Origin of the sequence: Desulfovibrio sp., assembly GCF_009712225.1 — a bacterium.
Taxonomy (GTDB): Bacteria; Desulfobacterota; Desulfovibrionia; order Desulfovibrionales; family Desulfovibrionaceae; genus Desulfovibrio.
The window spans coordinates 23,393-46,031 of record NZ_WASP01000008.1 but is presented as its reverse complement, the minus strand read 5'-3'; the positions used below and the strand labels follow the sequence as shown (position 1 = coordinate 46,031).

At 58.1% G+C, this 22,639-nt stretch carries 20 protein-coding genes; 3 read left to right on the top strand and 17 right to left on the bottom strand.

The annotated features are described in order from the left end of the window. Positions 1 to 12 precede the first annotated feature (12 nt). From F8N36_RS10645 to F8N36_RS10600, 10 genes are all read right to left on the bottom strand, one after another. Entirely contained in the window at positions 13 to 1,926 is a 1,914-nt protein-coding gene (locus F8N36_RS10645) for a sensor domain-containing diguanylate cyclase (protein ID WP_291332791.1), read from the bottom strand. 449 nt (positions 1,927 to 2,375) lie between these two features. Next, positions 2,376 to 3,158 carry a fumarate reductase iron-sulfur subunit gene (locus tag F8N36_RS10640; RefSeq protein ID WP_291332790.1) on the bottom strand — a complete coding sequence of 261 codons (783 nt, stop codon included), beginning with the start codon at positions 3,156 to 3,158 and terminating at the stop codon, positions 2,376 to 2,378. 10 nt (positions 3,159 to 3,168) lie between these two features. Beyond that, entirely contained in the window at positions 3,169 to 5,025 is a 1,857-nt protein-coding gene (locus tag F8N36_RS10635; protein WP_291332789.1) for a fumarate reductase flavoprotein subunit, read from the bottom strand. Positions 5,026 to 5,034: 9 nt separating this feature from the next. Next, positions 5,035 to 5,664 (bottom strand): succinate dehydrogenase/fumarate reductase transmembrane subunit, encoded by a 630-nt coding sequence (locus F8N36_RS10630; protein WP_291332788.1) that lies wholly within the window; start codon positions 5,662 to 5,664, stop codon positions 5,035 to 5,037. Positions 5,665 to 5,759: 95 nt separating this feature from the next. Then, positions 5,760 to 6,323, bottom strand: a complete 564-nt coding sequence (locus F8N36_RS10625; RefSeq protein WP_291332787.1) for a Fe-S-containing hydro-lyase — start codon at positions 6,321 to 6,323, stop codon at positions 5,760 to 5,762. Between the two features lie 9 nt (positions 6,324 to 6,332). Continuing rightward, on the bottom strand, positions 6,333 to 7,178 hold the full coding sequence (locus F8N36_RS10620) for a fumarate hydratase (protein ID WP_291332786.1): 846 nt from the start codon (positions 7,176 to 7,178) through the stop codon (positions 6,333 to 6,335). Between the two features lie 755 nt (positions 7,179 to 7,933). Beyond that, positions 7,934 to 8,557, bottom strand: a complete 624-nt coding sequence (locus F8N36_RS10615) for a flavodoxin family protein (RefSeq protein WP_291332785.1) — start codon at positions 8,555 to 8,557, stop codon at positions 7,934 to 7,936. Positions 8,558 to 8,689: 132 nt separating this feature from the next. Continuing rightward, complete coding sequence (locus F8N36_RS10610; protein ID WP_291332784.1) at positions 8,690 to 9,559, bottom strand: WcbI family polysaccharide biosynthesis putative acetyltransferase; 870 nt, start codon at positions 9,557 to 9,559, stop codon at positions 8,690 to 8,692. A 55-nt stretch (positions 9,560 to 9,614) separates the two neighbouring features. After that, positions 9,615 to 10,028: a 6-carboxytetrahydropterin synthase QueD gene (gene queD, locus F8N36_RS10605; RefSeq protein ID WP_291332783.1), complete on the bottom strand. Its 414-nt coding sequence runs from the start codon at positions 10,026 to 10,028 to the stop codon at positions 9,615 to 9,617. Beyond that, positions 10,025 to 10,174, bottom strand: coding sequence for a hypothetical protein (locus F8N36_RS10600; protein WP_291332782.1), 150 nt, complete (start codon positions 10,172 to 10,174; stop codon positions 10,025 to 10,027). Before F8N36_RS10600 ends, queD begins: the two co-directional genes overlap by 4 nt. Before the next feature lie 175 nt (positions 10,175 to 10,349). On the opposite strand from F8N36_RS10600, the gene F8N36_RS10595 reads away from it, so the two are divergent. Beyond that, positions 10,350 to 11,396, top strand: a complete 1,047-nt coding sequence (locus tag F8N36_RS10595) for a DUF1848 domain-containing protein (protein WP_291332781.1) — start codon at positions 10,350 to 10,352, stop codon at positions 11,394 to 11,396. Positions 11,397 to 11,399: 3 nt separating this feature from the next. Here F8N36_RS10595 and F8N36_RS10590 read toward each other — a convergent pair whose 3' ends face one another. From F8N36_RS10590 to rfbD, 7 genes are all read right to left on the bottom strand, one after another. Beyond that, complete coding sequence (locus tag F8N36_RS10590) at positions 11,400 to 12,350, bottom strand: radical SAM protein (RefSeq protein ID WP_291332780.1); 951 nt, start codon at positions 12,348 to 12,350, stop codon at positions 11,400 to 11,402. An 80-nt stretch (positions 12,351 to 12,430) separates the two neighbouring features. Beyond that, positions 12,431 to 13,606 carry a metallophosphoesterase gene (locus F8N36_RS10585; RefSeq protein ID WP_291332779.1) on the bottom strand — a complete coding sequence of 392 codons (1,176 nt, stop codon included), beginning with the start codon at positions 13,604 to 13,606 and terminating at the stop codon, positions 12,431 to 12,433. Positions 13,607 to 13,612: 6 nt separating this feature from the next. Continuing rightward, positions 13,613 to 17,101 carry a DNA polymerase III subunit alpha gene (gene dnaE / locus F8N36_RS10580; RefSeq protein ID WP_291332778.1) on the bottom strand — a complete coding sequence of 1,163 codons (3,489 nt, stop codon included), beginning with the start codon at positions 17,099 to 17,101 and terminating at the stop codon, positions 13,613 to 13,615. A 192-nt stretch (positions 17,102 to 17,293) separates the two neighbouring features. Beyond that, a complete protein-coding gene (locus F8N36_RS10575; RefSeq protein ID WP_291332777.1) occupies positions 17,294 to 17,776 on the bottom strand; it encodes a hypothetical protein in 483 nt (160 codons plus the stop codon). Positions 17,777 to 17,784: 8 nt separating this feature from the next. Further along, complete coding sequence (locus F8N36_RS10570; RefSeq protein WP_291332776.1) at positions 17,785 to 18,591, bottom strand: HD domain-containing protein; 807 nt, start codon at positions 18,589 to 18,591, stop codon at positions 17,785 to 17,787. A gap of 48 nt (positions 18,592 to 18,639) precedes the next feature. Then, complete coding sequence (locus F8N36_RS10565; RefSeq protein ID WP_291332775.1) at positions 18,640 to 19,797, bottom strand: DUF3179 domain-containing protein; 1,158 nt, start codon at positions 19,795 to 19,797, stop codon at positions 18,640 to 18,642. After that, positions 19,797 to 20,684 carry a dTDP-4-dehydrorhamnose reductase gene (gene rfbD, locus F8N36_RS10560; protein WP_291332774.1) on the bottom strand — a complete coding sequence of 296 codons (888 nt, stop codon included), beginning with the start codon at positions 20,682 to 20,684 and terminating at the stop codon, positions 19,797 to 19,799. Before rfbD ends, F8N36_RS10565 begins: the two co-directional genes overlap by 1 nt. Positions 20,685 to 20,879: 195 nt before the next feature. On the opposite strand from rfbD, the gene F8N36_RS10555 reads away from it, so the two are divergent. Both F8N36_RS10555 and F8N36_RS10550 read left to right on the top strand, forming a co-directional pair. Further along, positions 20,880 to 21,671 carry a sirohydrochlorin cobaltochelatase gene (locus F8N36_RS10555; protein WP_291332773.1) on the top strand — a complete coding sequence of 264 codons (792 nt, stop codon included), beginning with the start codon at positions 20,880 to 20,882 and terminating at the stop codon, positions 21,669 to 21,671. Between the two features lie 3 nt (positions 21,672 to 21,674). Then, positions 21,675 to 22,514 carry a hypothetical protein gene (locus tag F8N36_RS10550; RefSeq protein WP_291332772.1) on the top strand — a complete coding sequence of 280 codons (840 nt, stop codon included), beginning with the start codon at positions 21,675 to 21,677 and terminating at the stop codon, positions 22,512 to 22,514. Positions 22,515 to 22,639 lie beyond the last annotated feature (125 nt).

Sequence of the window (22,639 nt, the reverse complement as noted above, 5' to 3'; positions counted from 1 at the left end):
ATGCGGGTGGTGCTAGGCAGCAAAGGTTTTGTCAAAAATGACAAAGGTATTTTTGCCGTTCTGCTTGGCACGGTACAGGGCGGCATCTGCTCTGGCGTAAAGATCGCCAAATGTTTTGCCATGCCGTGGGAAAATGACGACGCCAATACTTGCGGCCAGATGGTGGGCATCACCGCCAAATGAAGCGCTGTGTATGGTGCGGCAAAGATCATCGGCCTTCTTGCGCAGGGCTTCCTCGTCCTGCTGCAGGGTCAGTACCACAAATTCATCACCGCCAACTCGGCCCACAATGTCATCTGCAGCAAAGCCCGCGCGTATGCTCTGCGCAAATTCCTGAATGATCCTGTCGCCCGCCACATGGCCCAACGAATCGTTGAGTTCCTTGAAGTTGTCTATGTCGAGCATGATCATGGCAAGAAGGCCGCGGTCGCATTCGTGCCTGGCAAGACGTTTTTCAATCAGGTCATGCGTGGTCATCTTGTTGTAGAGACCGGTCAGGCCGTCTTTTTGCGCCATTTCCTGCAGGCTGAGCTCAAGCTTTTTTTCTTTATCAATATTCTGGCGGCAAATAACTATGTGGATTGAATCGTTTTCTGCCCAGCGCAACACATAGCCGGTTTCACGAAGCCATACATATTTGCCCTTGTCCGTGGCGTACAGAAAGTCGCAGCTCAGCTTGTTGCGGTTTTCTTCCAGAGCCCTGCGCACGGCATCCGGGCTGAATGTATCCATGAACAGTGCAGCATGATCTGGATGAATATGTTTGGATACAATGGCCTGCAGCATTGCGCTATATGAAGTGCCAGGTTTGAGATCAAGCTGCTGCAAAAACTTTTTTGTTCCCTCGCCACAGGCAATATCATTTGTAATGTCAAATTCAATAATGCTGTCGTATATCTGGGAAGTGGCATTCTGTAATATGGTATGGTACTTCAGTTCCTCTGAAATTGTGATGGATACAATCTTGTTTTTGTATCTGCGTATGATTGTTGTTACAATGATTATGACAATGAGTGTGGTAAATAAAACGATTACAGCGCCAGTGTAGTATTTTGTTCTTATCTGCTTGATGATTTCAGACGTATTTTTGTCTGTAACCAGATACATGTTGGGCGCAGGCAGATAGCGGGTAACGGCATAGCCGTTGGCCCCATTGGCGGAATACCAGATATCCGAGCAGTCGGAATTGTTTTTCTTCAGCGTGTTTTTAACGGCGGCAAAGGTCTGCTGGGCAAAGGCATCGGAGGTGGCCCCATGCCCGGCGGAAGAAATCTGCACCTTGCCATGCTCATTCATCAGGTAGGTTTGTACCGCAAACTGCTGCTCGTACTTGGTAAGCATGGCCTGTACGGTATTTACCTTAAAGCCAACACCAACAATTCCGACTATTTCGTTATTTTTATTGCGAACACCGCAGTTTACAAAAACTGTAATAGTGTCGTGATCGGCCTTGTCGTTGTCGATATTGAGTGAAAATTCGTTGTTGGCAGCAATAAATTCACGCACCCATTTATTTTCAGGTGCAGAGTGATTAACGATTCTGTCCACACCAGTAAAGTTGTAGTATCTGTCTGTTTGCATGGAGACAAGAAAGACAGAGTCATAATTGTACTTTTTTTTGTAGGCAGACAGATATTCTTTGATGTTTTGCGTGTAGGAGGGATTTTTGAGGTTTTCTTTTTCCTGCGAGAGGAAATTGATCAAAAAACTGTCGTGCGCCATTGTCTGCGAAATGTGTATGGATTGAGCGAAGATAGCGTCAATCTGGTACATCATGCCTTCAGATGCAAGGCGGGTTACGCTTTCAGCCTCTTTCTTCAGCGTATCCATGTTGGAGCGGTAGCTGATCACCGAGGTGACGGAAAAGCCAATGATGATAATCAGGCAGATGAAAAAATTCGTTCTGAAAGCGTAGTTCTTGTGCATGAAAGATCCTGAAGAGTAAAAGCATCTTTTGCACTGGCCGCGTAAAGTTGCGCTGCCATCACAAAAAATGCCCGCAAGCAATGCGCACGGTACCGTGTTGGCGACGGTGTGTTAACGCATTTATTGCAAAGGCAATTGTAACGCCCTGCGGAGATTAAAAAATCGCGTTTTGTGCTCTGCCTCGGGCGCTGCGCATTTTGTTGGTCGGGGACTGCTGTATGTGGTTTTGCGTATGCAGCCAGCGCGTAATCTATAAGCGCTTCTACCATATCGTAATGCAGAACAGAAGCCAAGGAGATAGGTGGGAATAACGTGCCGGAAACTGGTGCTGTGCCCGGCTGAGGGTAAGTGAAACCGGCCAGCCCGTGCCCGTTGAGGCACGAACCGGCCGGTTATTTCTGTTTGCTGTTGCGGGCCATACTGCCCTTGTGGAGCAGGCTGGCGTATGTCTACTTGGAGCAGCCGCAGCCGCAACCCTGCATTTTGTTTCTGATAAATTCAGGCAAAATGCCACGCACGGACTCCATGGTTACCATGCGGCGCATGATGCCCAGCTGGTCCTGGAGGGGCAACTGCTTGGGGCACACGTTGTCGCAGGCAAGCAGGCCCATGCAGCCAAACACGCCGTTGTCGTCGCCGATAAGCTCATAGTAGTCAGCGGGCGTGCGGTTGTCGCGCGGGTCAATGTAGAAGCGCGCCATGCGGTTGATGGCGGTAGCGCCAATAAAGTCTTCGCGCATGCGGGCCGTGCCGCAGGCTGCCACGCAGCAGCCGCATTCAATGCAGCGGTCGAGCTCGAAAATCTGGGTGGCCAGATCGTTGCTCATGCGGTCTTCCTGCGCGGTGGGGTCGAATTCCTTGGTGGTGTGAATCCACGATTCGATCTTGGTTCCCACATTGCGAAACCATGTGCCCGTATCTACCGACAGGTCACCAAGAAGCTTGAACACCGGCAGCGGATGCAGGGTGATGTGGCTCGGCAGGTCGCTTGTCTGCGTATGGCAGGCAAGGCCGGGGCGGCCGTTGATGACCATGCCGCACGAACCGCAGATACCGGCGCGGCAGCAAAAGTCAAACTGCAGCGAGGCGTCCTGCGTTTCGCGAATCATGTTGAGGGCGATAAACAGCGTCATGCTGTTGTGCTCTTCAAGCTGGAAGGTCTGCATATGGGGCTGCGAGAGCGGGTCCAGCGGATTATAGCGGAATATCTCGAATGTCAGATTGCGTCCCATGTGGCTCTCCTTACCCCTGTTGCGCGTACGGCACTATTTTTTCAGAGCTGATGTCGGCCTGGATGATTTTGCCGCCGCCATATCCACGGTCACCGGGGGGCAGAATGTAGAAGGGCGTTGCCGGTTCGTACTTGAGGGTGGGCAGGGTGTCGCCCTCCTTCCAGTAGGCCAGGGTACGGTTGAGCCATTCCTTATCGTTGCGTTCGGGGTAGTCTTCGCGGGCATGCGCACCGCGGCTTTCGGTGCGCATAAGCGCGCCGTAGGCCGTGCACAGGGCCAGCTTGAGCATGCCGGGTACGCGCAGCGCCATGGAGAGCTCGGCATTGGGGCCGGGTATGTTGCCGCTGGCCAGACGCATGTTCTTGGTGCGTTCCAGCAGTTCCTGAAGCTTGGCAACGCCCGCTTCCAGATCCTTGCCGTTACGGAAGATACCCACATGTTCCATCATGATATCCTGCATGGCATTACGCAGGGTGTAGCAGTCGTCGCCCGTACCGCGCATGAGGGCGGCAATGCGGTCCTTGATCTTGGTGGCTGCTTCTTTCATGGCCTGGGTGGAGAACACGGTTTCGTACCCCTGCAGGAATTCCACAAGCTTGGCGCCCACGATGCGGCCAGAAACGATGGTTTCTGCCAGCGAGTTGCCGCCAAGGCGGTTGAAGCCGTGCATGTCCCAGCAGGCCGCTTCACCGGCAGAGAACAGGCCCTGAAGCCCGTAGGCATGCCCGTCCTTGTTGATGCGCACGCCGCCCATGCTGTAGTGGTGCGTGGGCCGCACGGGGATAAGCTGGTGGATGGGGTTGACGCCCAGAAAATGCGTGGAGATGTCGTACACTTCCCGCAGGTTCGTGGTGATGTGCTTTTCGCCCAGATGGCGGATATCGAGCCAGAGGTGTTCGCCGTAGGGGCTCTGCACGCCAAGACCCTTGCGCATGTGTTCGGTCATGCGGCGCGAAACCACGTCGCGCGAGGCAAGCTCGGCCTTTTCGGGTTCATAGTCGGGCATGAAGCGGTATTCATTCACGTCCAGCAGGGTGCCGCCGTCGCCACGGCAGCCTTCTGTAACCAGAATGTCGGTTGGCACTGTGCCCGTGGGGTGAAACTGCACGGCCTCCATGTTGCCAAGAGGCACGACACCGGTTTCAAGGGCGGTGATCTGGCCGCCGCCGTCGCAGATGATGGCGTTGGTGGTGGCTCGGTAAATGCGGCCATAGCCGCCCGTGGCGATCAGCGTGGCCTTGGCAAAATAGCCCACCAGCTCGCCGGTGCGCAGGTCGCGCGCCACACAGCCCATGCAGCGCTGCCCATCGTGAATGAGGGCTTCGGCCTGCATGCGGTCGTGCACGTCAACGCCCAGCTGCAGCAGGCGGTTGTCGAGGGTGAACAGCACGGCGTGGCCGGTACCGTCCGAAGTATAGCAGGTGCGCCACTTGGCCGTGCCGCCAAAGGCGCGGGAGTGGATCAGCCCTTCGTTCTCGGTTTTTTCCGTAGCCTGAAAAGGTTTGCCGCCCTTGTAGTAGGTATGCTCTCCGGGCACAACGCGGCTCCAGGGCACACCCATCCAGGCCATTTCACGCATGGCGATGGGGCCGGTTTCGGCAAAGAGGCGGGCCACTTCCTGGTCGCAGCCCCAGTCAGAGCCTTTAACTGTGTCGTTAAAATGCACCTCGGGGCAGTCGCCCTCGCCCATGATGGAGTTGCCAAGGGCCGCCTGCATGCCGCCCATGGCGGCAGACGAGTGCGAGCGCTTGGGCGGCACCAGCGAAAGACAGATAACCCTGAACCCGGCCTGAGCCGCTTCCACAGCCACGCGTTCCCCGGCCAGGCCGGCGCCTATGCAAAGAACATCACTTTCAAAAACTCGCATACGCACCCCCTATCCCAGAAACCACACGCGGGTCAGTGCAGCCGCGCCGAGCAGAAGATAACAGCCCATGACAATCCAGGTCCACTTGCGCCATGCGGGGCGGGTGGCCTTGACGCAAAAGCCGAATTTGACGGCCAGGCGGTACACGCCGATGCCCGTGTGCAGAATGACGCACGGCAGAAAGAACACGTAGAAGGCCAGCCAGCCAGAGTGCAGGCGCTTGGTGCTGCCCGCCACATTGATGGGCAGGTCGGTCATGACGCTGTACACATGGTAGAATGCGCCCGCAAGAATGATAATGGCCGTAAAAATTTGCACCAGCCACAGCCATGTATCCAGCTCCCTGAGGCCTTTGCTGTGCTGCACAAAAACGCCCAGCTCATTGGCGCGGAAGGGCATTTTGCGGGCAGCGATGTAGAAGTGGAACAGAATCAGCAGCATGATGACGGGGGTCGCCACCTGCGCCAGCATGGTCACTTCAAGTAGCCAGGCTATGCCGTTGGTCAGTGCGGGGCTGAGAACAACCGTTCCTTCAAGCACCAGATGCACGCACACAAAAAGCGCCAGCACCGCGCCAGAAGCCGCTTGCCAGAAATCAAGGCGGGTTCGGTCATCGACAGGGGATCTGCTTAAGGCCATACCAACTCCTTCATAAAGATGTCAGGCATTATAAAACGGCGCGACAAGGCCGCGCCCTTTTCAGCACTCGGCATGCAAACAGGCCATATTGAAGGTCAGGATCGTCTGTACGGCGCCTGCCCGGTTTCGTAGTAGTTGTCGCCAGTGCTGTCGATGACCACAATGGCAGGAAAATCTTCCACTTCCATGGCGGCCACGGCTTCCGGCCCAAGGTCTTCGTAGGTCAGCACCGTATATTTCTTGATGCTGCGGGCAATGAGCGCCCCCGCACCACCCACGGCGGCAAGGTAGGGCACGCCGTGTTTCTTCATGGCTTCAACCACCTCTGGCTTGCGGTAGCCCTTGCCAATCATTCCCTTGAGGCCCTGGTCAAGCAGGCGGGGGGTGTAGGCATCCATGCGGCCAGACGTGGTGGGGCCAGCTGCACCGATCACTTCACCAGGTTTGGCAGGGCTGGGGCCAACGTAGTACACAACTGCGCCATTCAGATCCACGGGCAGGGGTTCGCCCCTGTCCAGGGTTTCCACAAGGCGTTTGTGGGCCGCATCGCGCGCGGCAAGAATGGTGCCCGAAATAAGCACTCTGTCGCCAGCGCGCAGCGATCGCGCGGTGGCTTCGTCAAAAGGAGCGCGGATTTTTTTCATCTGGGTTTCAGACATGGCGGTCTCCTACAGCGTAACTTCGGCGTGACGCGCCGCGTGGCAGTTGATGTTCACGGCCACAGGCAGCGAGGCAATGTGGGTGGGGGCCCATTCCACATGCACCTTGAGCGCCGTAGTCAGCCCGCCAAGGCCCTGGGGGCCGATGCCGGTCTTGTTGATCAGCTCAAGCAGTTCTTCTTCAAAGGCAGCGTAGCGCGGGTCATGATTATGGCTTTCAAGGTCGCGCGCGGCGGCACGCTTGGCGCAGATGGCGGCCATTTCCATGGTTCCGCCAAGGCCAACGCCGACGACCATGGGCGGGCAGGAATTGGGGCCAGCGGCCAGCACGGCATCCAGCACAACCTTGCGCACGCCTTCAATGCCGTCGGCGGGCACCAGCATTTTGACCACGCTCTTGTTTTCAGAACCAGCTCCCTTGGGGGCCAGCCGCAACCGCAGTGAATCGCCCGGCACAAGGCGGGTGTGGATGACGGCGGGTGTGTTGTCGCGCGTGTTTTTGCGTTCAAAAAGCGGCTCGGCCACGCACGATTTGCGCAGGTAGCCATCCACATAACCGCGGCGCACGCCTTCGTTAACGGCGTCTTCAAAGGCTCCGCCCACAATGCGCACGTCCTGACCCACATCGGCAAAAATGACGGCAAGACCGGTATCCTGACAGATGGGGATGCTGTCGTTGGCGGCAATGGCTGCGTTTTCGAGCAGCTGCTCAAGAATGTTTTTGCCCACGGGCGAGGGTTCGGCCTCATGCGCCTTGCGCATGCCGTCCACCATGTCCTGCGGCAGGCGGCAACAGGCGCGCACGGCCAAATCGGCAACCGCGCAGGCTATGTCCTCAACATTGATTTCCTTCATGGCATCCTCTTTATACTGCAATTATTGCTGCTATCTGGGGCTGGGCCTGCCAGACGCGCGAAATATTCAGCCCGCACATGATGTGCTAGATTGCTTATAAAGACCAGTAAACATTAATGTATTGATCCGTCAGCATGCGGCCTTGTCGAATGTTGGGCGAGTGTCAGCCGTCTGCCGCACGTCCATTTGTATTGCTGGCAGATGCACAGGGCATGCAAATGAAAATAATTGTGGGAACCATGCCAGATGTGTAAGTTGCTGGCAACAATATATTATTGAATGGTTGATCAATCTTTGTAGTGGTTCAATGGATGTGTCGTCGATTGAAGCTTGGATGCATGTGGTGAAAGCTATGTAAAAAAAATCACAAACATTCATATTGTGCGTGTAATAGTTATTTATGAATTGGATAGTGCAGTAAATATTTATGTTATACTGTACGAAATGTGTCAAATTAGCGTTATTAGAAACCGATATACTGATTGATGATATTCGCGCAAATGCGTTTGCCCCGGGCTGACAGGGGTGGTCCGCAGAAATATAACTGCCGCTCGTTAAAACCTGTTGCGCAGTTTTGCCGCAGAGTTGCATATGCCCGGCAGTGTACGCGCGCCCTAGCCTGTCGATGCGTCGCGTGTGAAAAAAGCAAGATATTTTCGCCCGCTGGATACAAAAAAGCTGCCCGAAAGTATACTTTCGGGCAGCTCTGTGTGGGTGAGCTGCTGCTTTTGGCGGCAGCCCCGCCAAAAGGGCCGCTAACGGATAAAGTTGGTGGGTTCCCAGGCTTCGGGCGTGGGAGTTGCCACGCCAGCGGCCTTGCCAGCGGCAATGCACTTGAGCAGCCAGGCCATGTTGTCGCCCAGGGTGCGCATGATCTGCAGACCTTCCTTGTCCTGCATGACTTCTTCCGGGGTGTTGCCGTGCACGGCGTTCCAGTACTGCGAAGAAACCACAGGCATGCGCGCAATGGTAAAGTACTTGTTCAGCCTGTCAAAAGAGGCGCTGGCCCCGCCACGGCGACAGCTCACCACGGCGGCAGCGGGTTTGAAGGCATAATGGATGGATTTGAAAAAGAACATGCGGTCAAGAAACGAAGTGATGCCGCCGTTGGGCCCTGCGTAATAGACCGGCGAACCCACAACAAAACCGTCTGCTGCGCGCAGCAGGTCAATGGCTTCGTTGACGTGGTCGGCATTAAATACGCAATGGCCGGTATCCTTGCACTTGCCGCAGGCAATACAGCACTGGATGGGCTTTACGCCCAGCTGGAGCATCTGGGTTTCAACGCCGTTTTTTTCAAGCTGCGCAGCCACGGTGGACAGCGCGGTAAAGGTGCAGCCCTTGGGATGCGGGCTGCCGTTGATCATCAGAACTTTCATGAATGTCTCCTTTTGGGCGCGGTCTGGCCGCAGCCCGCTGAGTGAGCGGAGGCGGCCTGTCTGCCGCTGCCGCCGTGTGTGGCGTGGCTGGGTTTGCCCGGTGCTCAGGCCGCTGCCTGCATAAAGAGGCCGCTAGCCGCCTACGGCTGCCGTTGCGGCGTGCAGGGCATCGGGCGAAAGGTTTTTAAGAAATGTCAAAAAATCTCCTACATTATTGGCCCGGCAGGCCATGTAGCACATGGTGTACTCGCGGTGCGTGAGCTGCAGATGATAGATGGGCCAGCGTTTTTCGGCACTGGCAAAGGGCAGGCCAAGGCTGCCCCCCACCGCAGGGTGCACAGGCAGCCAGAAATCTTCCAGCGGGTGAACAAATCCAGCGCGCGTGGACCGGGACAAGCCCCCGAGGCCCAGCAGGTGCAGCAGTCTGTCGGCCATGTGGCACACAAGCTCGCGGCCCGGGTGGTTGACGGTTATGAACATCTGCTCTTCACGCCAGCGTTCGCGCAGCAGGGGCGCACACTTGATGGGCGCGTCGCTCTCCTTGGCTTCTTCGCGGCCCAGCGATTCCTCGGCTAGGCGGTTGAGCGTTGCGGCATCGCCCAGCAGAGCGGCAGAGCCCCGCAGGTAGAGGGTGAGGGCCTCGTGTGGGCTTACCTTTTCAAGCAGGGTTTCAAGCAGGCTGTCGGCAAAATTGATGTGCTCGTCGCGCGACCAGTGGGGCCAGTAGCCCTTGAAAAAAAGATTGGGAATTTCAATGGCCTGGCAATGCTGGGGCAGGCGCGGCAGCATCTGCTCGGTGGAGAGGTCGCCCCACCTGGGTGCAAGCCGCTGGTACAGAAAAAGGTCGCAGTGCTCTATATCCTGCGCGGCAATGCTCTGCCGCGTGTAGTTCACATACTGGCGGATGCGAAAGCGGCTGGCAAAGGCCGGAGAATTTTCAAGCAGGGGGCGCAGCGCGTCGCCCTGACAGTTGGCGTGCAAGAGACACAGAGCCTGGGCCATGCGTGGGGGTCCGTTTGGTGGGGGTTGCCTTGGCTCAGCTGGGGGCCGCGCCCGGTCAGTCGTCCACTTCCATATAGGTGGCGCTTTGGGCACCTTTTTCAGAAACCGTAACACTGTACAGCCGCACTTCGCGGGCCTGCGGGTCGGTGTGCGTTGCCAGTAGCTCGGCCATGCCGCGCCAGATGTGCCGCGCCAGATTCTCGGACGAGGGGTTTATGACGTCAAAGGGCGGCGTTTCGTTGAGCAGTCTGTGGTCAAGAGTATCGAGCACGGTTTTGAGGCTGGTTTTCAGCGTTTTAAAGTCGAGCAGCATTTCCGTGTCACGGGTCAGGCGCTGTCCCTGCACGGTGAGTTCAACTGCAAAGTTGTGGCCGTGCATGCGTTCGCACTTGCCTTCATAATGCCGCAGGGCGTGACCGGCTGAAAAATCGTCGCGCACGGTCAGCCGCCAAAAAGCGCCTTTTGTCATGACAGTATCCAGAAGACCACAAAGGCCGAAAGAATGACAACAATGATGGCCAGCACTATGCGGGCGTTCTGATTCCACTCAAAGCCTGGACGCATATCATCCAGATCAGGGTCGCCTGTGGAGGGCGGCGTGAAGATGCTTTGCATCCATGAGAAAAAAGACATGAAAATCCACTTGTTGCAGGTTGTCTGAACGTGCTTGCAGGGTAAGAATAACAATTGCGCAGGATATGTCAAAACGCCTTGCCGGGACGTGGGCGCGGGCTTTGCCGCCGCGCTTGGGGCAGTTGACGAAGCACGACCGCCCTGAAACACTCGCTCCATGAAGTGGAGAACAGTGCAGATCAATGCCGCAGAAGGCCCAGTGAGTGCCATTGCGCCAGAGATTATCGCGGCCAGCAGGGCAACGGACATTCCGGCCTTTTACGCCCGGTGGTTCATGAACCGCCTGCGCGAGGGCTATGCCCGATGGGTCAACCCTTTTAACGGACGGCCCCAGTATGTTGCCTTTGACCACCTGCGCGTGGTTGTCTTCTGGAGCAAAAATCCGCTGCCGCTGTTGCCCCTGTTGCCGCAGGTGGAGGCGCGGGGTCTTGCCTGGTATCTGGAATTTACGCTCAACGATTATGAGGCTGAAGGCTGGGAGCCCAATTTGCCGTCACTGGCAAATCGCATTGATACCTTCAGGAGATTTGCCGATGTGGCAGGGCCGGAACGGGTGGTGTGGCGCTTTGACCCGCTCATGCTTGCAGGTGCCTTGGCCCAAAACCCCAATGCCTGTGAGGTATTGCTAGAGCGCATGGGCCGCATAGGCCAAGCTCTCAAGGGCTGTACCCGCAAGCTCGTGTTCAGCTTTGCCGACATAGCAGACTACCGCAAGGTGCGCGAAAACATGCGCAGGGCTGGCCTTGGCTGGCGTGATTTTACGCAGGCCGAAATGCAGGCTGTTGCCGCAGGCGTGGCCCGGCTGGCTGCCGAGATGGAGGTGGAGCCCTGCACCTGCGGCGAAAAGGGCGATCTGTCGGCCTTTGGCATCAGACATAACAGCTGCACCGATCCCGAACTTATCCTCAAGCTGACCAACCGGCACCCGGATATCCTGCGGCTGTTTGGCCTTGCGCAGCCCCGCCAGTTGGGCCTGCCGCTGGCGAAGCCCTCGGGGGCGGATGTTGCCAGCACAATGCATGAGTACCCGCGTGACCCTGGACAGCGGGCCGTATGCCTGTGCGTGCCCTGCAAGGATGTGGGCCAGTACGATACCTGCCCCCACGGCTGCGTATACTGTTACGCCAACACCTCTCCCGCTACTGCGGCCCGCAATTTTGGGCTGCACGACCCCGCGGGCGAAAGCATTGTTGGCGAACCTTGACTCCTAGCCAAAAAGCTTGCGTCGCGCCGCGTCCATGCGCTCGCGTATCGGGGCATCCACAAAAAACAGCTCGCACACAAGGCCCAGTTTCTCAGCCCGGTGTACAAAATACGCAGCCGCGGCAATGGAATGCTCGCTGACCTTGTCGTTGACAACTTCAATAAAATTGAAGGAAAGCTGCACTTTCGCCGCGCCAACATGCTGGCAGACCTGAAAAAACTGGTCTAATTCTTCGATTTTGTTGTTCGCTTCAAAAACTATGTACTTGAGGTCAACCTGTCTGGGAGTGATGGCCGCGGCAAAGTATTTTTCTGTGGAGGCGAGCACCTTGTCCCACCAGTCACCACCCTTGACGCGGGCATAGGTGGCGGCATTGCCCGAATCAAGGCTGATGTTGACCCGGCCTGCGCCGCTTGAGAGCAGATGGTCAATCCAGTCAGAGTGCCGTAGCGCATTGGTGTGCACCTGCTGGAAATAGCCGTGGGCGCGCAGCCAGCGCCCGGTGGTTTCAAAGTCGGGCAAGAGGGTTGATTCACCGCCGCCCCAGCTTATGGCGCAGTTCTTTTTTAGCGCGCCCTGATCGTGCAGGCTTCGCAGGGCTGGCAGAATGGCAAAGGGGCGTGGGTGATGGCCGGGTTTCCACAGGTCACAGTAGACGCAGCGGCAGTTGCAGACATGTCTGTGGTGGTTCAGCGAAATCACCGAAAATTGCAGTTCCGGCACATGCACAGACTGCGAAAGGGGTACAAGGTCGGGGCAGCCCGCGCAGACCTGCGGGTTCTGGCGCTGGATTTCCTGGGCGACAGCGCCGATATGGCGAGTGTAGGCCGCCATGTCCACCTCGCCGCCAGCAAAGGGAAAGCTGGGCACGGCTATGTTGTGTGTATTGCAGCAGGGCTGCAGGGCCCGTTCTTCAAAAACCAGGTCCCGGACGAGCTTGGTGCAAAATAACACGGGGCCTCCTTGCGCTTCGCGGCGTCCGGTGTTTTTGACGGCTGGCATCAGGCATCCGGCAGTGCGTACGTTGCCTGTGGCTACTGGACGTTATTTTCAGGTGCGGTTTCTTCTGGTGTAAAGTGCACGGTCACCAGCAGCACCTGCGCGCGGCTCGAGGTGCGCAGGGGTGGCCCCCAGGTTCCCGTACCCGCACTGACAATGGAGTGGAAGCTGCCCATGGTCAGCAGGCCCAGCGGGTTTATATACCTGCGTTCCACCACAAAGTTGAAGGGCCACAGCTGACCGTAATGGGAATGCCCTGAAAGTTCCAGCACGGCCCCGGCCTCACGTGCCTCATCCAGAGTGGCTGGCTGATGGTCAAGAACAATGAGGGGCAGGTGGCGATACTGCTCTGGCAGATCGGCCAGCATGTCGGTCAGACTGGCGCGCTGCATGCCGGTAAAGCCCGGTTTGCTCAGATCGTCACGACCTGCCAGCACAAAATTTTCGTCCACCACGGCCCATTGGTCGCGCAGCACCTGCATGCCCACGCGGCGCAGAAATTCCATGCTTTTATCAATGGAACCAGAAATATATTCGTGATTGCCCGGTACGGCCCAGTGCCCCAGAGGTGGTTGGGCCAGAGCCAGGGCGGCGGCGGTGGCCTCTGCATCAAGCTTAATGTGGTCGTCAATAATATCGCCTACATAAAAGATGGCGTCGGGCTGTTCCGGGGCCAGCAGCTCCACGGCTCTGGCCAGACGCCCGGCAGTGATGAGGCGGCCCAGATGCATGTCGGTGATAACGCCGAATTTCAGGGGCCTGCGGGTCAGGGAATCCGGCAGGGGAGCCTGCGCGCGCACCGTTATGTCGTACTGCTTCAAGGCAGGAAAGGCTGCGTTAAACCAGCTGCCCACGCCCAGCAGCAGGGGCAGGCCCAGCACCAGCAGTACTGCCCCCCAGCGAGGTGTTACAGGCTGCGCAGTGCCGAACAGGCGCGCGCCAAGGCCGTATATGTCGGCAAGTACGACCAGAACAAAGACATAGAAGGCCACGCCCATCCAGAATGCCCCGGCGCGCAGCAGCCACACGTGGGCCAGCGTATCACCGTGCCCCTTGTAGAGCAGCGGAAATGCCGCGCCCAGCGCAAGCACCAGACCGCAGAGCAAAAAACGCAGCCAGCCCGTGCCCGAAAGGGCTCTCCAGAGCCACCAGGATATCCAGCCGTTGATGATGGCCAGGCCAATGCCTGTTACCAGAAAAAATCGGAACATATGTTTTTATGAAGCCCAGGCGGCAAGAGCTTTGTCCAGATCTGGCCCGGGGCGTACTTTCAGAGTGTTGTCGAGGTGCAGCAGGCATACGTGCCCGTCCAGAAGAACCTGAGCATGGGCCTCAACCGGGCCGGGAAACTGCTCGAGCAGGTTGCGCAGGGCCAGCATGTCTTCACGCCCAAGTCGGTGCGTGGGTATCTGTACACACACGGGGGTATCGCTCAGGCCGCAGGCATCGGCCAGCGAGCGCACGCTCTGCCCCAGCAGCTTGATTTCGCGCGGGCCTTCCTCGGCGTCATCGTCCATGTCGCCGTTGTCGGCGTTGTCTGTCTGGCTGTCGAGTCGCGCCACAAGGCAGATGGGCTGTTCCGAGCGCAGCAGATCGCGGCATTCGGCGTAGGATCGGGGAAAAAACGTCACTTCTGCGTGGCCGGTGAGGTCTTCAATGCCCACAAAGGCCATGCGTTCGCCCTTGGACTTGGTGAGCACCTCCTTGACGCTGACCACAAGGGCCGCGCAGCGTATTTCCGCACCGGGAAACATCTCTCGCGCGTCTTCGAGCGTGGTGAGGCCAAGGCGGCGTATCTCGCGCACAAAGGGCTGCAACGGGTGGCTGGTCAAAAAGAAGCCCAGAGCTTCCTTTTCTGCCCGCAGTTTGTCGTCGTCGGCCATTTCGGGCAGTGATGCCTCGGGGCAGTCGAACCCGATGCCGGGCTGGGGCGCGCTTTCTACGGCCGGGGCCATGGAGAGCAGCGAAACCTGATTGGAAGATTTGTCCTTGGCCTTTTTCTGCGCACGGGCAACAACCACTTCAATGGCCGCCAGCAGGGCCGCGCGGGGCACACCAAAGCAGTCGCACGCGCCGCCCTTGACCAGCGATTCAAGCACGCGCTTGGTGACCTTGCGCAGGTTGACCCGGCAGCACATGTCAAAGAGCGAGGCAAATTCGCCGCCCTCGGCGCGGGCCTCCACAATTTCGCGAATGGCTTCATCGCCCACGTTCTTGATGCCGCCAAGGCCAAAGACCACCTGACCACCGTGGGCCGTAAACTCCCTCTGGCTCTGGTTTACCGAGGCCTGCACCACGTTGATGTCCATGTCCTTGCAGCACGAAACGTACTTGAGCAGCTTGTCCTGGTTGCCCATTTCAGAGGTGAGCAGGGCGGCCATGAATTCGACCTTGTAGTGCACCTTGAGATAGGCCGTGTAGTACGAAATAAGGGCGTAGGCGGCTGAGTGCGACTTGTTGAAGCCGTATTCGGCGAATTTTTCCATCAAGTCGAAAATTTCGTTGGCCTTGTCCTTGTCGATGCCGTTCTTTTCCGCGCCGGTAACAAAGTTGACGCGTTCCTTGGCCATGGCCTCGGCTTTTTTCTTGCCCATGGCGCGGCGCAACAGGTCGGCACCGCCCAGCGTGTAGCTGGCGATGATCTGGGCGATCTGCATGACCTGTTCCTGATAGACGATAACGCCGTAGGTATCGCGCAGGCAGTCGGTGAGCGACTGGTGCGGGTACACAACAGGAACCTGCCCGTGTTTGCGTTTGATGAATTCGTCGACCATGCCCGAACCCAGCGGGCCGGGGCGGTACAGGGCAAGCATGGCGATGACGTCTTCAAAGCATGAGGGCTTGAGCATGCGCAGGTACTGCCGCATGCCAGAACTTTCCACCTGAAATACGCCGTCCGTATCACCACGGGCGTAGAGTTCGTAGGTTTCGGTGTCGGTAAGCGGCAGGTTGTCGAGGTCTGGCGGTTCGTTGCCTTGCAGGGTGATGTTGTCGAGCGTGTCCTGAATCAGGGTCATGGTTTTCAGACCCAGAAAGTCGAACTTCACCAACCCGGCTTTTTCGGTCATGGGGCCGTCAAACTGGGTCACAAGTTCGCCGCGCTTGCCCTGATACAGAGGCAGGTATTCCTCCATGGGCTTGTCTGAAACCACAAGACCGGCGGCGTGGGTAGAGGCGTGGCGGGCCAGCCCTTCGAGGCGGCGGGCCGTGTCGAGCAGGTGCTTTACCTTGGGGTCGGAGTGATAAATGTTCTCCAGCTCCGGTTCTGCCTCCAGCGCCTTTTTGATGGTCATCTTGAGGTCGGCGGGAACCAGCTTGGCGATGCGGTCTGTCTCCGCAAAACTCATACCCAGGGCGCGGCCCACGTCGCGCACCACACCCTTGGCCTTCATGGTGCCAAAGGTGGTGATCTGCGCAACAGAGCCCTCGCCGTAGGTTTCCACCATGTGTTTGATGACCTCGCCACGGCGACGTTCGCAAAAGTCCACGTCGATATCGGGCAGGGAGACACGCTCGCTGTTCAGGAAGCGTTCAAACAGCAGATTGTACGGAATGGGGTCGAGGTTGGTGATGCGCAGGGCCCACGCCACCAGAGAACCGGCGGCGGAACCACGGCCCGGCCCCACCGGCACGCTGTGGTTCTTTGCCCAGTTGATAAACTCCTGCACGATGAGAAAGTAACCGGGAAAGCCCATTTCAAGGATAACGCGCAGTTCGTACTGCAAGCGGTCACGGTAGAGCTGGGCGTCCAGGGTTTCCCTGTCGGGGTGCTTTTCAAGCCGCTTTTCAAGGCCTTCTTCAGCCAGCCGCCGGAATTCGGAATCAAGGCTGGCCCCTTCCGGCAGGTTGTATACGGGAAAGTAGTGGTGCCCAAAATCCAGTTCCACATTGCACTGCTCGGCAATGCGCACCGTGTTGGCAAGGGCCTCGGGCACATGGGCAAAGGGCTTTTCCATCTCTTCGATGGATTTGTAAAACAGCTCGTTGGTGCCAAAGCGCATGCGCTTGGGGTCGTCCATGGTGGTCTGCGTCTGGATGCAGAGCAGCACCTCGTGGGCTTCGGCGTCTTCGGCGGTGAGGTAGTGGCAGTCGTTGGTGGCAACCAGCGGCACGCCTGTAGTTTCCGCCAGTTCGAGCAGGGCGTTGTTGGCCTTGGTCTGCTCGGGCAGGCCATTTGACTGCAGTTCAAGGTAAAAGCGGTCTGGGTAGATATCGGCGTATTCCCGCGTGAGGTTCAGGGCCTTGTCCATGTCGTCGGCGAGAATGGCACGCGGAATTTCGCCCGCAATGCAGGCAGAAAGGCAGATGAGGCCTTCGGAATATTTGCGCAGCAGGGGCTTGTCCACACGCGGCTTGTAGTAAAAACCTTCAAGATATCCATGTGTCACCAGCTTAACCAGGTTGTGGTAGCCGGTTATGTTCTGTGCAAGCAATATCAGGTGATTGCGGCGGCGGGCCAAGGGCGAATCAGTGCTTTTGTCCTTGTGGTCGTGGCAGACATACACCTCGCAGCCAAAGATGGGCTTAACGCCATAATCCTTGCAGCCCTGAAAAAAATAAGCGGCGCCAAACAGGTTGCCGTGGTCGGTGATGGCGCAGGCGGGCATGCCAAAGTCCTTGGCGCGGGCGCACAGATCCTTGATGCGGATGGCGCCGTCGAGCAGGCTGTATTCTGTGTGGCAATGCAAATGGACAAAATCGGACATGGAAACTCCAAAAAGCGGAAAGGCGGGGCTGAACGGGCGCAAATGCCTGACAGACGGGAATCAGCGAATGTGCTGTTGCGCCAGCGCAGCTTATAGCACAGGGCTTGTGGGGCTTCAAGACGAGGGGGAGACAAGAGGCTGAACCGCACGAGCTGCCTTGGCAAAACCGCTCCGCAGAGGCTTGCCGCCAGCCTAGGGACGTTGCAGGAGCAGCAGGGCAGCGGCCCCGGCAAAAATGGGGCGGCGCTCGCGCACCAAGGCTTTGCTTTGATGCACGAGCCCCTCAATGCCGCCCTTTTGCATGGAATTTGGGGGGGCTGTTTGGCCCGCTTCTGTACCCCGCCGTGTTTTTGTCAGTGCCATGAGGCCCCATGCCGCAAAGGTGGCGGGCAGCTCAAGGTTGCGCTCTGCCATTTTAAAATCGGCCACCAGCACCAGTTGTGCTGCTTCAAGGGCCAGCCGCAGCAGGCTTTGAGCCTGATCTGCTGGCAGATACCATAGGGCAAAGCCAAGACGCACGCAGGGTAGGGGGGTGTTGCGGGCCGCTCCAAGCTCAAACATGCCCGGGTTGAGAGGCGCGCTGGCGTACTGCAGTGGCCAAGGCACCCGGCGTGCGAGGGCAGCCTGCGGAAAAAGGGCCGGGCAAGGACAAAGGGTGCGGGATTGGTCGCTCATCGGATTTTTCAGGCGTCTTTTTCCGCTTCTTCCAGAAGGGCCAGCAGGTAGTTGCGGGCAGCTGCCTGCTGAACCGTATCTGGCATGTGGCGCAACAGGTTGTGAACATATCCGTCCTGCAGAAACCTGCGGCGGCACGTGGCAAAGTGCAGGTCAAAAAACCATGTGCCCAGCAGCAGGCGAAAATCGTTGACGCAGCGAAGCGCAGCGTAGGCCGCCACCCGGTGCTCGAACACTGCGCGCACAACCGCCTCGCTGACGACGGTCGGGTCGTCGGGCTGTTGCAGTACCACTGTGGGGTTATACGAGTCAGGGCCGCTCAGGTGCTCGTCCATGATGCGCAGAATGTCCAGCTTGTCCGCGTCGCGCACAACATTGGTGACCAGAGCCACCGTTGGGGGCGTGTGGGCGGGCAGGGCAAAACGGTTGTGCATGCCCACCGCGGCCATGACCAGTTTGCGGGTTTCAGGGCTTTCGTGCTCAAGGCAGCCTTGTGCTTTCATGATGCGTACGCCCATTTGCCCGTGGTTGCACGATTCCCTGTCCCTGAACGTGTGGTAACGCAGATACTGCTCAAACCGCCCTACGTCGTGGTACAGAGCCGCCAGCAGACACAGCCGGGTCGTGGGGGCATCAAACTTTTCGCCTTCAACAATACAGCGGGCGTTTTCCAGCACCTTCATGGTGTGCTGGACCTTCAGGTCCATGGGCGATCTGTCGCCCGTTTCTTCTGCCGTTTTTTGGGCGGCGTAAGACCTGAACCATGCCAGATGGGAAGATATGTCTACAAAAAAAGGGGAAGCTGCGCTGTTCATGGATAAACAGATACGCCCAGGTTACGGGCAATGCAAACGGCTCTGCCCCTACTGCCCCGGAGGAGCAGGCGAAAGCAGCTTTTCCGGTACTTCGCCGGGGCCGGGAATAACCAGAGTCTCGGGGTTGATGCTGTACCAGGCAAACCACATGGAGTAGGCGCCGTAGAACTGCGGCATGGACGCGCCCTTCATGTTGCCGTCGAGCGCAGCGCCCGTGGCCGGGTCCCATATGCTGCGGGTGGTCAGATCCATGAGCTTGCCGTTTTGCTGCACAAACAGAAAAGGTTCGGCCCAGATCTGGCGGTTGAACAGGCGCACCACGTCCAGCCCCCGGTCAAAAACGGCCAGCAGGGCGTGCGGCCCCACAAAAAAATTCACAGCGCCTTTTCGTCTGATGTAGCTGATATCCAGCGCCAGCAGATAGCCCTCGTATTCAACGCAGTACATGGGGGTTTTGCTGGGAAAGCGCCGGTCTGTCCGCTCTACAGGGTAGATGAGACGGTCGTTATCGTAATAGGTGCCCTTGCGCTGATAGTTGCCGTAGGGGTCGCGCCCATAGGGCTTGTTGCCACCTGGTTTGGCGAGCACGGATGCATGGGGAAACGTGCGTTTTGCCGCGCCCCAGGTTGTCCAGTACACGGTCACCATGGGCAGGCCCCGGCCCAGCAGGGGGCCGTCAAAGGCCATGCCGGTTTCCTGCAGCCACAGGCTGCCAGAATTGCGGTCGATAAGAACGCTGTTGCCGTCGTACAGGCGGCCTTCTGTATCAAAAATAAGGTTCAGGCCGCCCAGGGATGCATCGTAGGCCATAAGCGTGCCCGTAGTGGGGCAGTAGGTGATGGCATAGGCCTTGTCATTGACGATTTCGTTGACAACCTGATGCCAGACCATGATGCGTTGCGGGTAAATGCGCGCCCCGCCCGGCAGCATGACCACAAAGACGATTTCGTCGTCGCTGAGGCTCAGGTTGGCATCCTGAATGAGATCGTAGCGCGGGCGGTACAGGGAGGGGATGGAACCGTATTTGACGCCTGTTTCGATAAGCTTGCCGTTGATGGCCGCCAGCTGTTGCAGGCTGCGCGGTCTTGCCTGTGCGTCGAGCCCTGGGCACAGCGTCCACAGGGAGCACAGCACAAGCGCAAGCACAAGCGGGCCCGTAAACCGGTCAGGCCAGCGCCCTGCCGGGGATATGCGGCCTGCCGGCATCACTGGGCAGCGCCTTTGCCTGTGTGGGCGGGCAGGTATTCGCTAAAAATATAGTCGCGCAGGGCCTGGGGCCAGGGGCGCAGGGGTTTGCCCAAAAATTCTGACAGCTTGCTGTTGTCGAGCACCGAAAAAACAGGCCTGCGGGCCTTTTGCGGCCATTCTGACGAATCAATGGGTACAACGCGGCACGAGGCCCCGGCCAGCGAAACCGATTCACAGGCCAGATCACACCAGCTAGCCTGACCGCTGTTGACAGCATGCCAGATGCCCGTGGCCCTTTTTTCGGCCAGGGCGAGGCTCCAGTGCGCAAGGTCAATGGTGTAAGTGGGCGAACCAGTCTGGTCGTGTACCACATTTATTGCATCGCGGCGCTGGCAGGCTGCGATTATGGTATCCACAAAATTTTTGCGGCCAGGGCCAAAAAGCCATGCGGTGCGCACAATGCACGAACGTTCCGGCAAAATTTCCATAACGGCTTTTTCGCCCTCAAGCTTGGTGCGGGCATAGACCGAGGCAGGCTGTGGAGAGTCTGTTTCCTTATGCGGTGTTTCGCCCGTGCCGGAAAAGATGAAATCTGTGCTGTAATGCACCAGAAAGCCCGTGCCCTGCGCCTTGAGACAACGCGCAATGGCTGCGGGCAGCGCCCTGTTGAGCTGGCAGGCTTCGTCTTTGTGGTCTTCGGCATCGTCCACCGCTGTCCAGGCCACGGTGTTAAACACCACGTCGGCCTGCGCGTCTGCAATGGCAGTCTGCAGAAAGGTCATGTCCAGCAGGTTGCCGTTATCGCGGCCCAGAGTGACTACTTCCCACTCACGGGCTTTGAGCACTCGTGTCAGGGCCTGACCTAGAAGGCCGGTTGCCCCACCAAGTACCAGAGCTTTTGCCATGTGACCCCCAAGGTTTGCCTGTCAGCACAATACTGACGATGTATTGGGCATTCTCTGGCACATTATCCCCGCATAGCGGCCGGGGTCAATACAGTAGAGGCAGGTCAACATCAATTTCATAGGAACAAGCTTGGGCATGCGCAACTGACGCGGCCTTCTTGCCTCTACGACGCAAGTGACGTACAAAAAGACCCAATGAAACACGCAATTCTTCTGGTAGCCTTTGGCGCAAGCAGCCCGCAGGGACAAAATGCCCTCAAGGGGTTTGATGCGCTTGTACGCCAGCGTTATCCGGGGGTTACGGTGCGCTGGGCCTACACGTCCGTGCTGCTGCGCGAGCGTATGGCGCAGGCCCGCCAGAAGAGCGATTCTGTATTCAAGGCCGTGTGCCGTCTGGGGCTGGAACATTTTGAAGCCGTGGCCGTGCAGCCCTTGCAGACCATTCCCGGTCAGGAACACGGCGAGGTGCGCGCCGCGGTTGAAGAAGCCGCCGAGCACGAGCACCTGCTCTGCCGTGTGGGCACCCCCCTGCTGGCCTCGGCGGACGACGTGCACGTAACCGCGCAGGCGCTGGTGCGGCATTTGCCCGTAGAGCGCGCCGCAGACGAAGACGTGGTGTTCATGGGGCATGGGGCAGAGCACGAAGCGGTAGCCCGCTATGTGGATCTTTCCGATGCCGTGCACAAGCTCGACAGCCGCGTGCATGTGGGTGCCATGAATGGAGCAGTAACGCTCGAAAGTATTTTGCCCAGTCTCGCTTCACGCCGGGTATGGCTTATGCCGCTTTTGTCGGTGGTGGGCCGCCATGCTCTGGAGGACATGGCGGGCGAGAACGGGCACAGCTGGCGCAGTCGCATTGTGGCCCATGGCCATCAATGCCTGCCCGTACTTATGGGGACGGCGGAATACGCCGGTGTGGCTGAAATATGGCTGCGGCATCTTGAAGATGCCGTTCAATCCCTTGCCGCAGGCTGGGAGAAGAGGTGACGTATGCGTGGATTTTTGGCGGCTGTACTTGTTTCTGGACTGTTGCTGGGTGGTTGCGGCGGCATGAGCACGGGCGATACCGGCCCCAAGGAAAAGGTGAACCTTGCCGCTGGTGTGCAGAATGCCAAGGCCAACGCATTTAACCCCTACCTGCGCACATCGTTGCCAAATCTGCGCACCAATGATGCCGAAGGCCAGGCCATGCTGCAAAAAATAGGTGGCCGGGCAACCTCCATCGAGGGCGAAGCCGCTTACCGGCCCCAGTGGAAGCAGGAAATTTACCCCGTGTTTTTTGGCGACCCCAAGGCACCGCACGAGGTGCTGGTGCTGCTCGACTTTGCCTCGCCGCAGAGCGAAAAAGTGTGGCAGGCGGTGGCAGAAGCCAGCCGCTCCGTTTCGCCCCAGCAGTGTAAGGTGGCGGTTTTTGCCAACAGCAGGGAGTATTACGGAACCGACCTCATGGGCATGGGCATCTGGATCGCGTATTCCCGCCCTGGGCAGGCCATGCCGTATATGACCTATGCGCTCTCGCGTTGGAACGAGGTCAAGGCCGCCCAAAAGAAAAAGGGCCGCGTGGTGGCCTTTAACAACGAATACGACGCTACTGCGGAGTCTTCAGACTTTCCCATTCACTACAGCTACATGAGCAAGCTGCGCCCGCCGGTGAACCCCGCCGAGGAACTGGCTGTGGGCAAATACTGCTACAATGCGGGCAACGTGAATCTGTATCAGACCCAACAGGTTGCCCAGTACTTTGGCATCAAGAACCTGCCCGCCGTGGTTGTTGACGGCAACGTGCTTTCGTCCGTCTCTGCCAGCAGCATCCTGAAGGCCATGGAATAATTTTTTGCCCGTCAGGCTGCCAGCCAGAATACCGCTGGTCTACTGAACCTACAAAAGTAAAAAGCCCGCTCTCTGGAGCGGGCTTTGTTGTTGCCGCGCACGGACGGCAAAATCCGTTGCAGGCT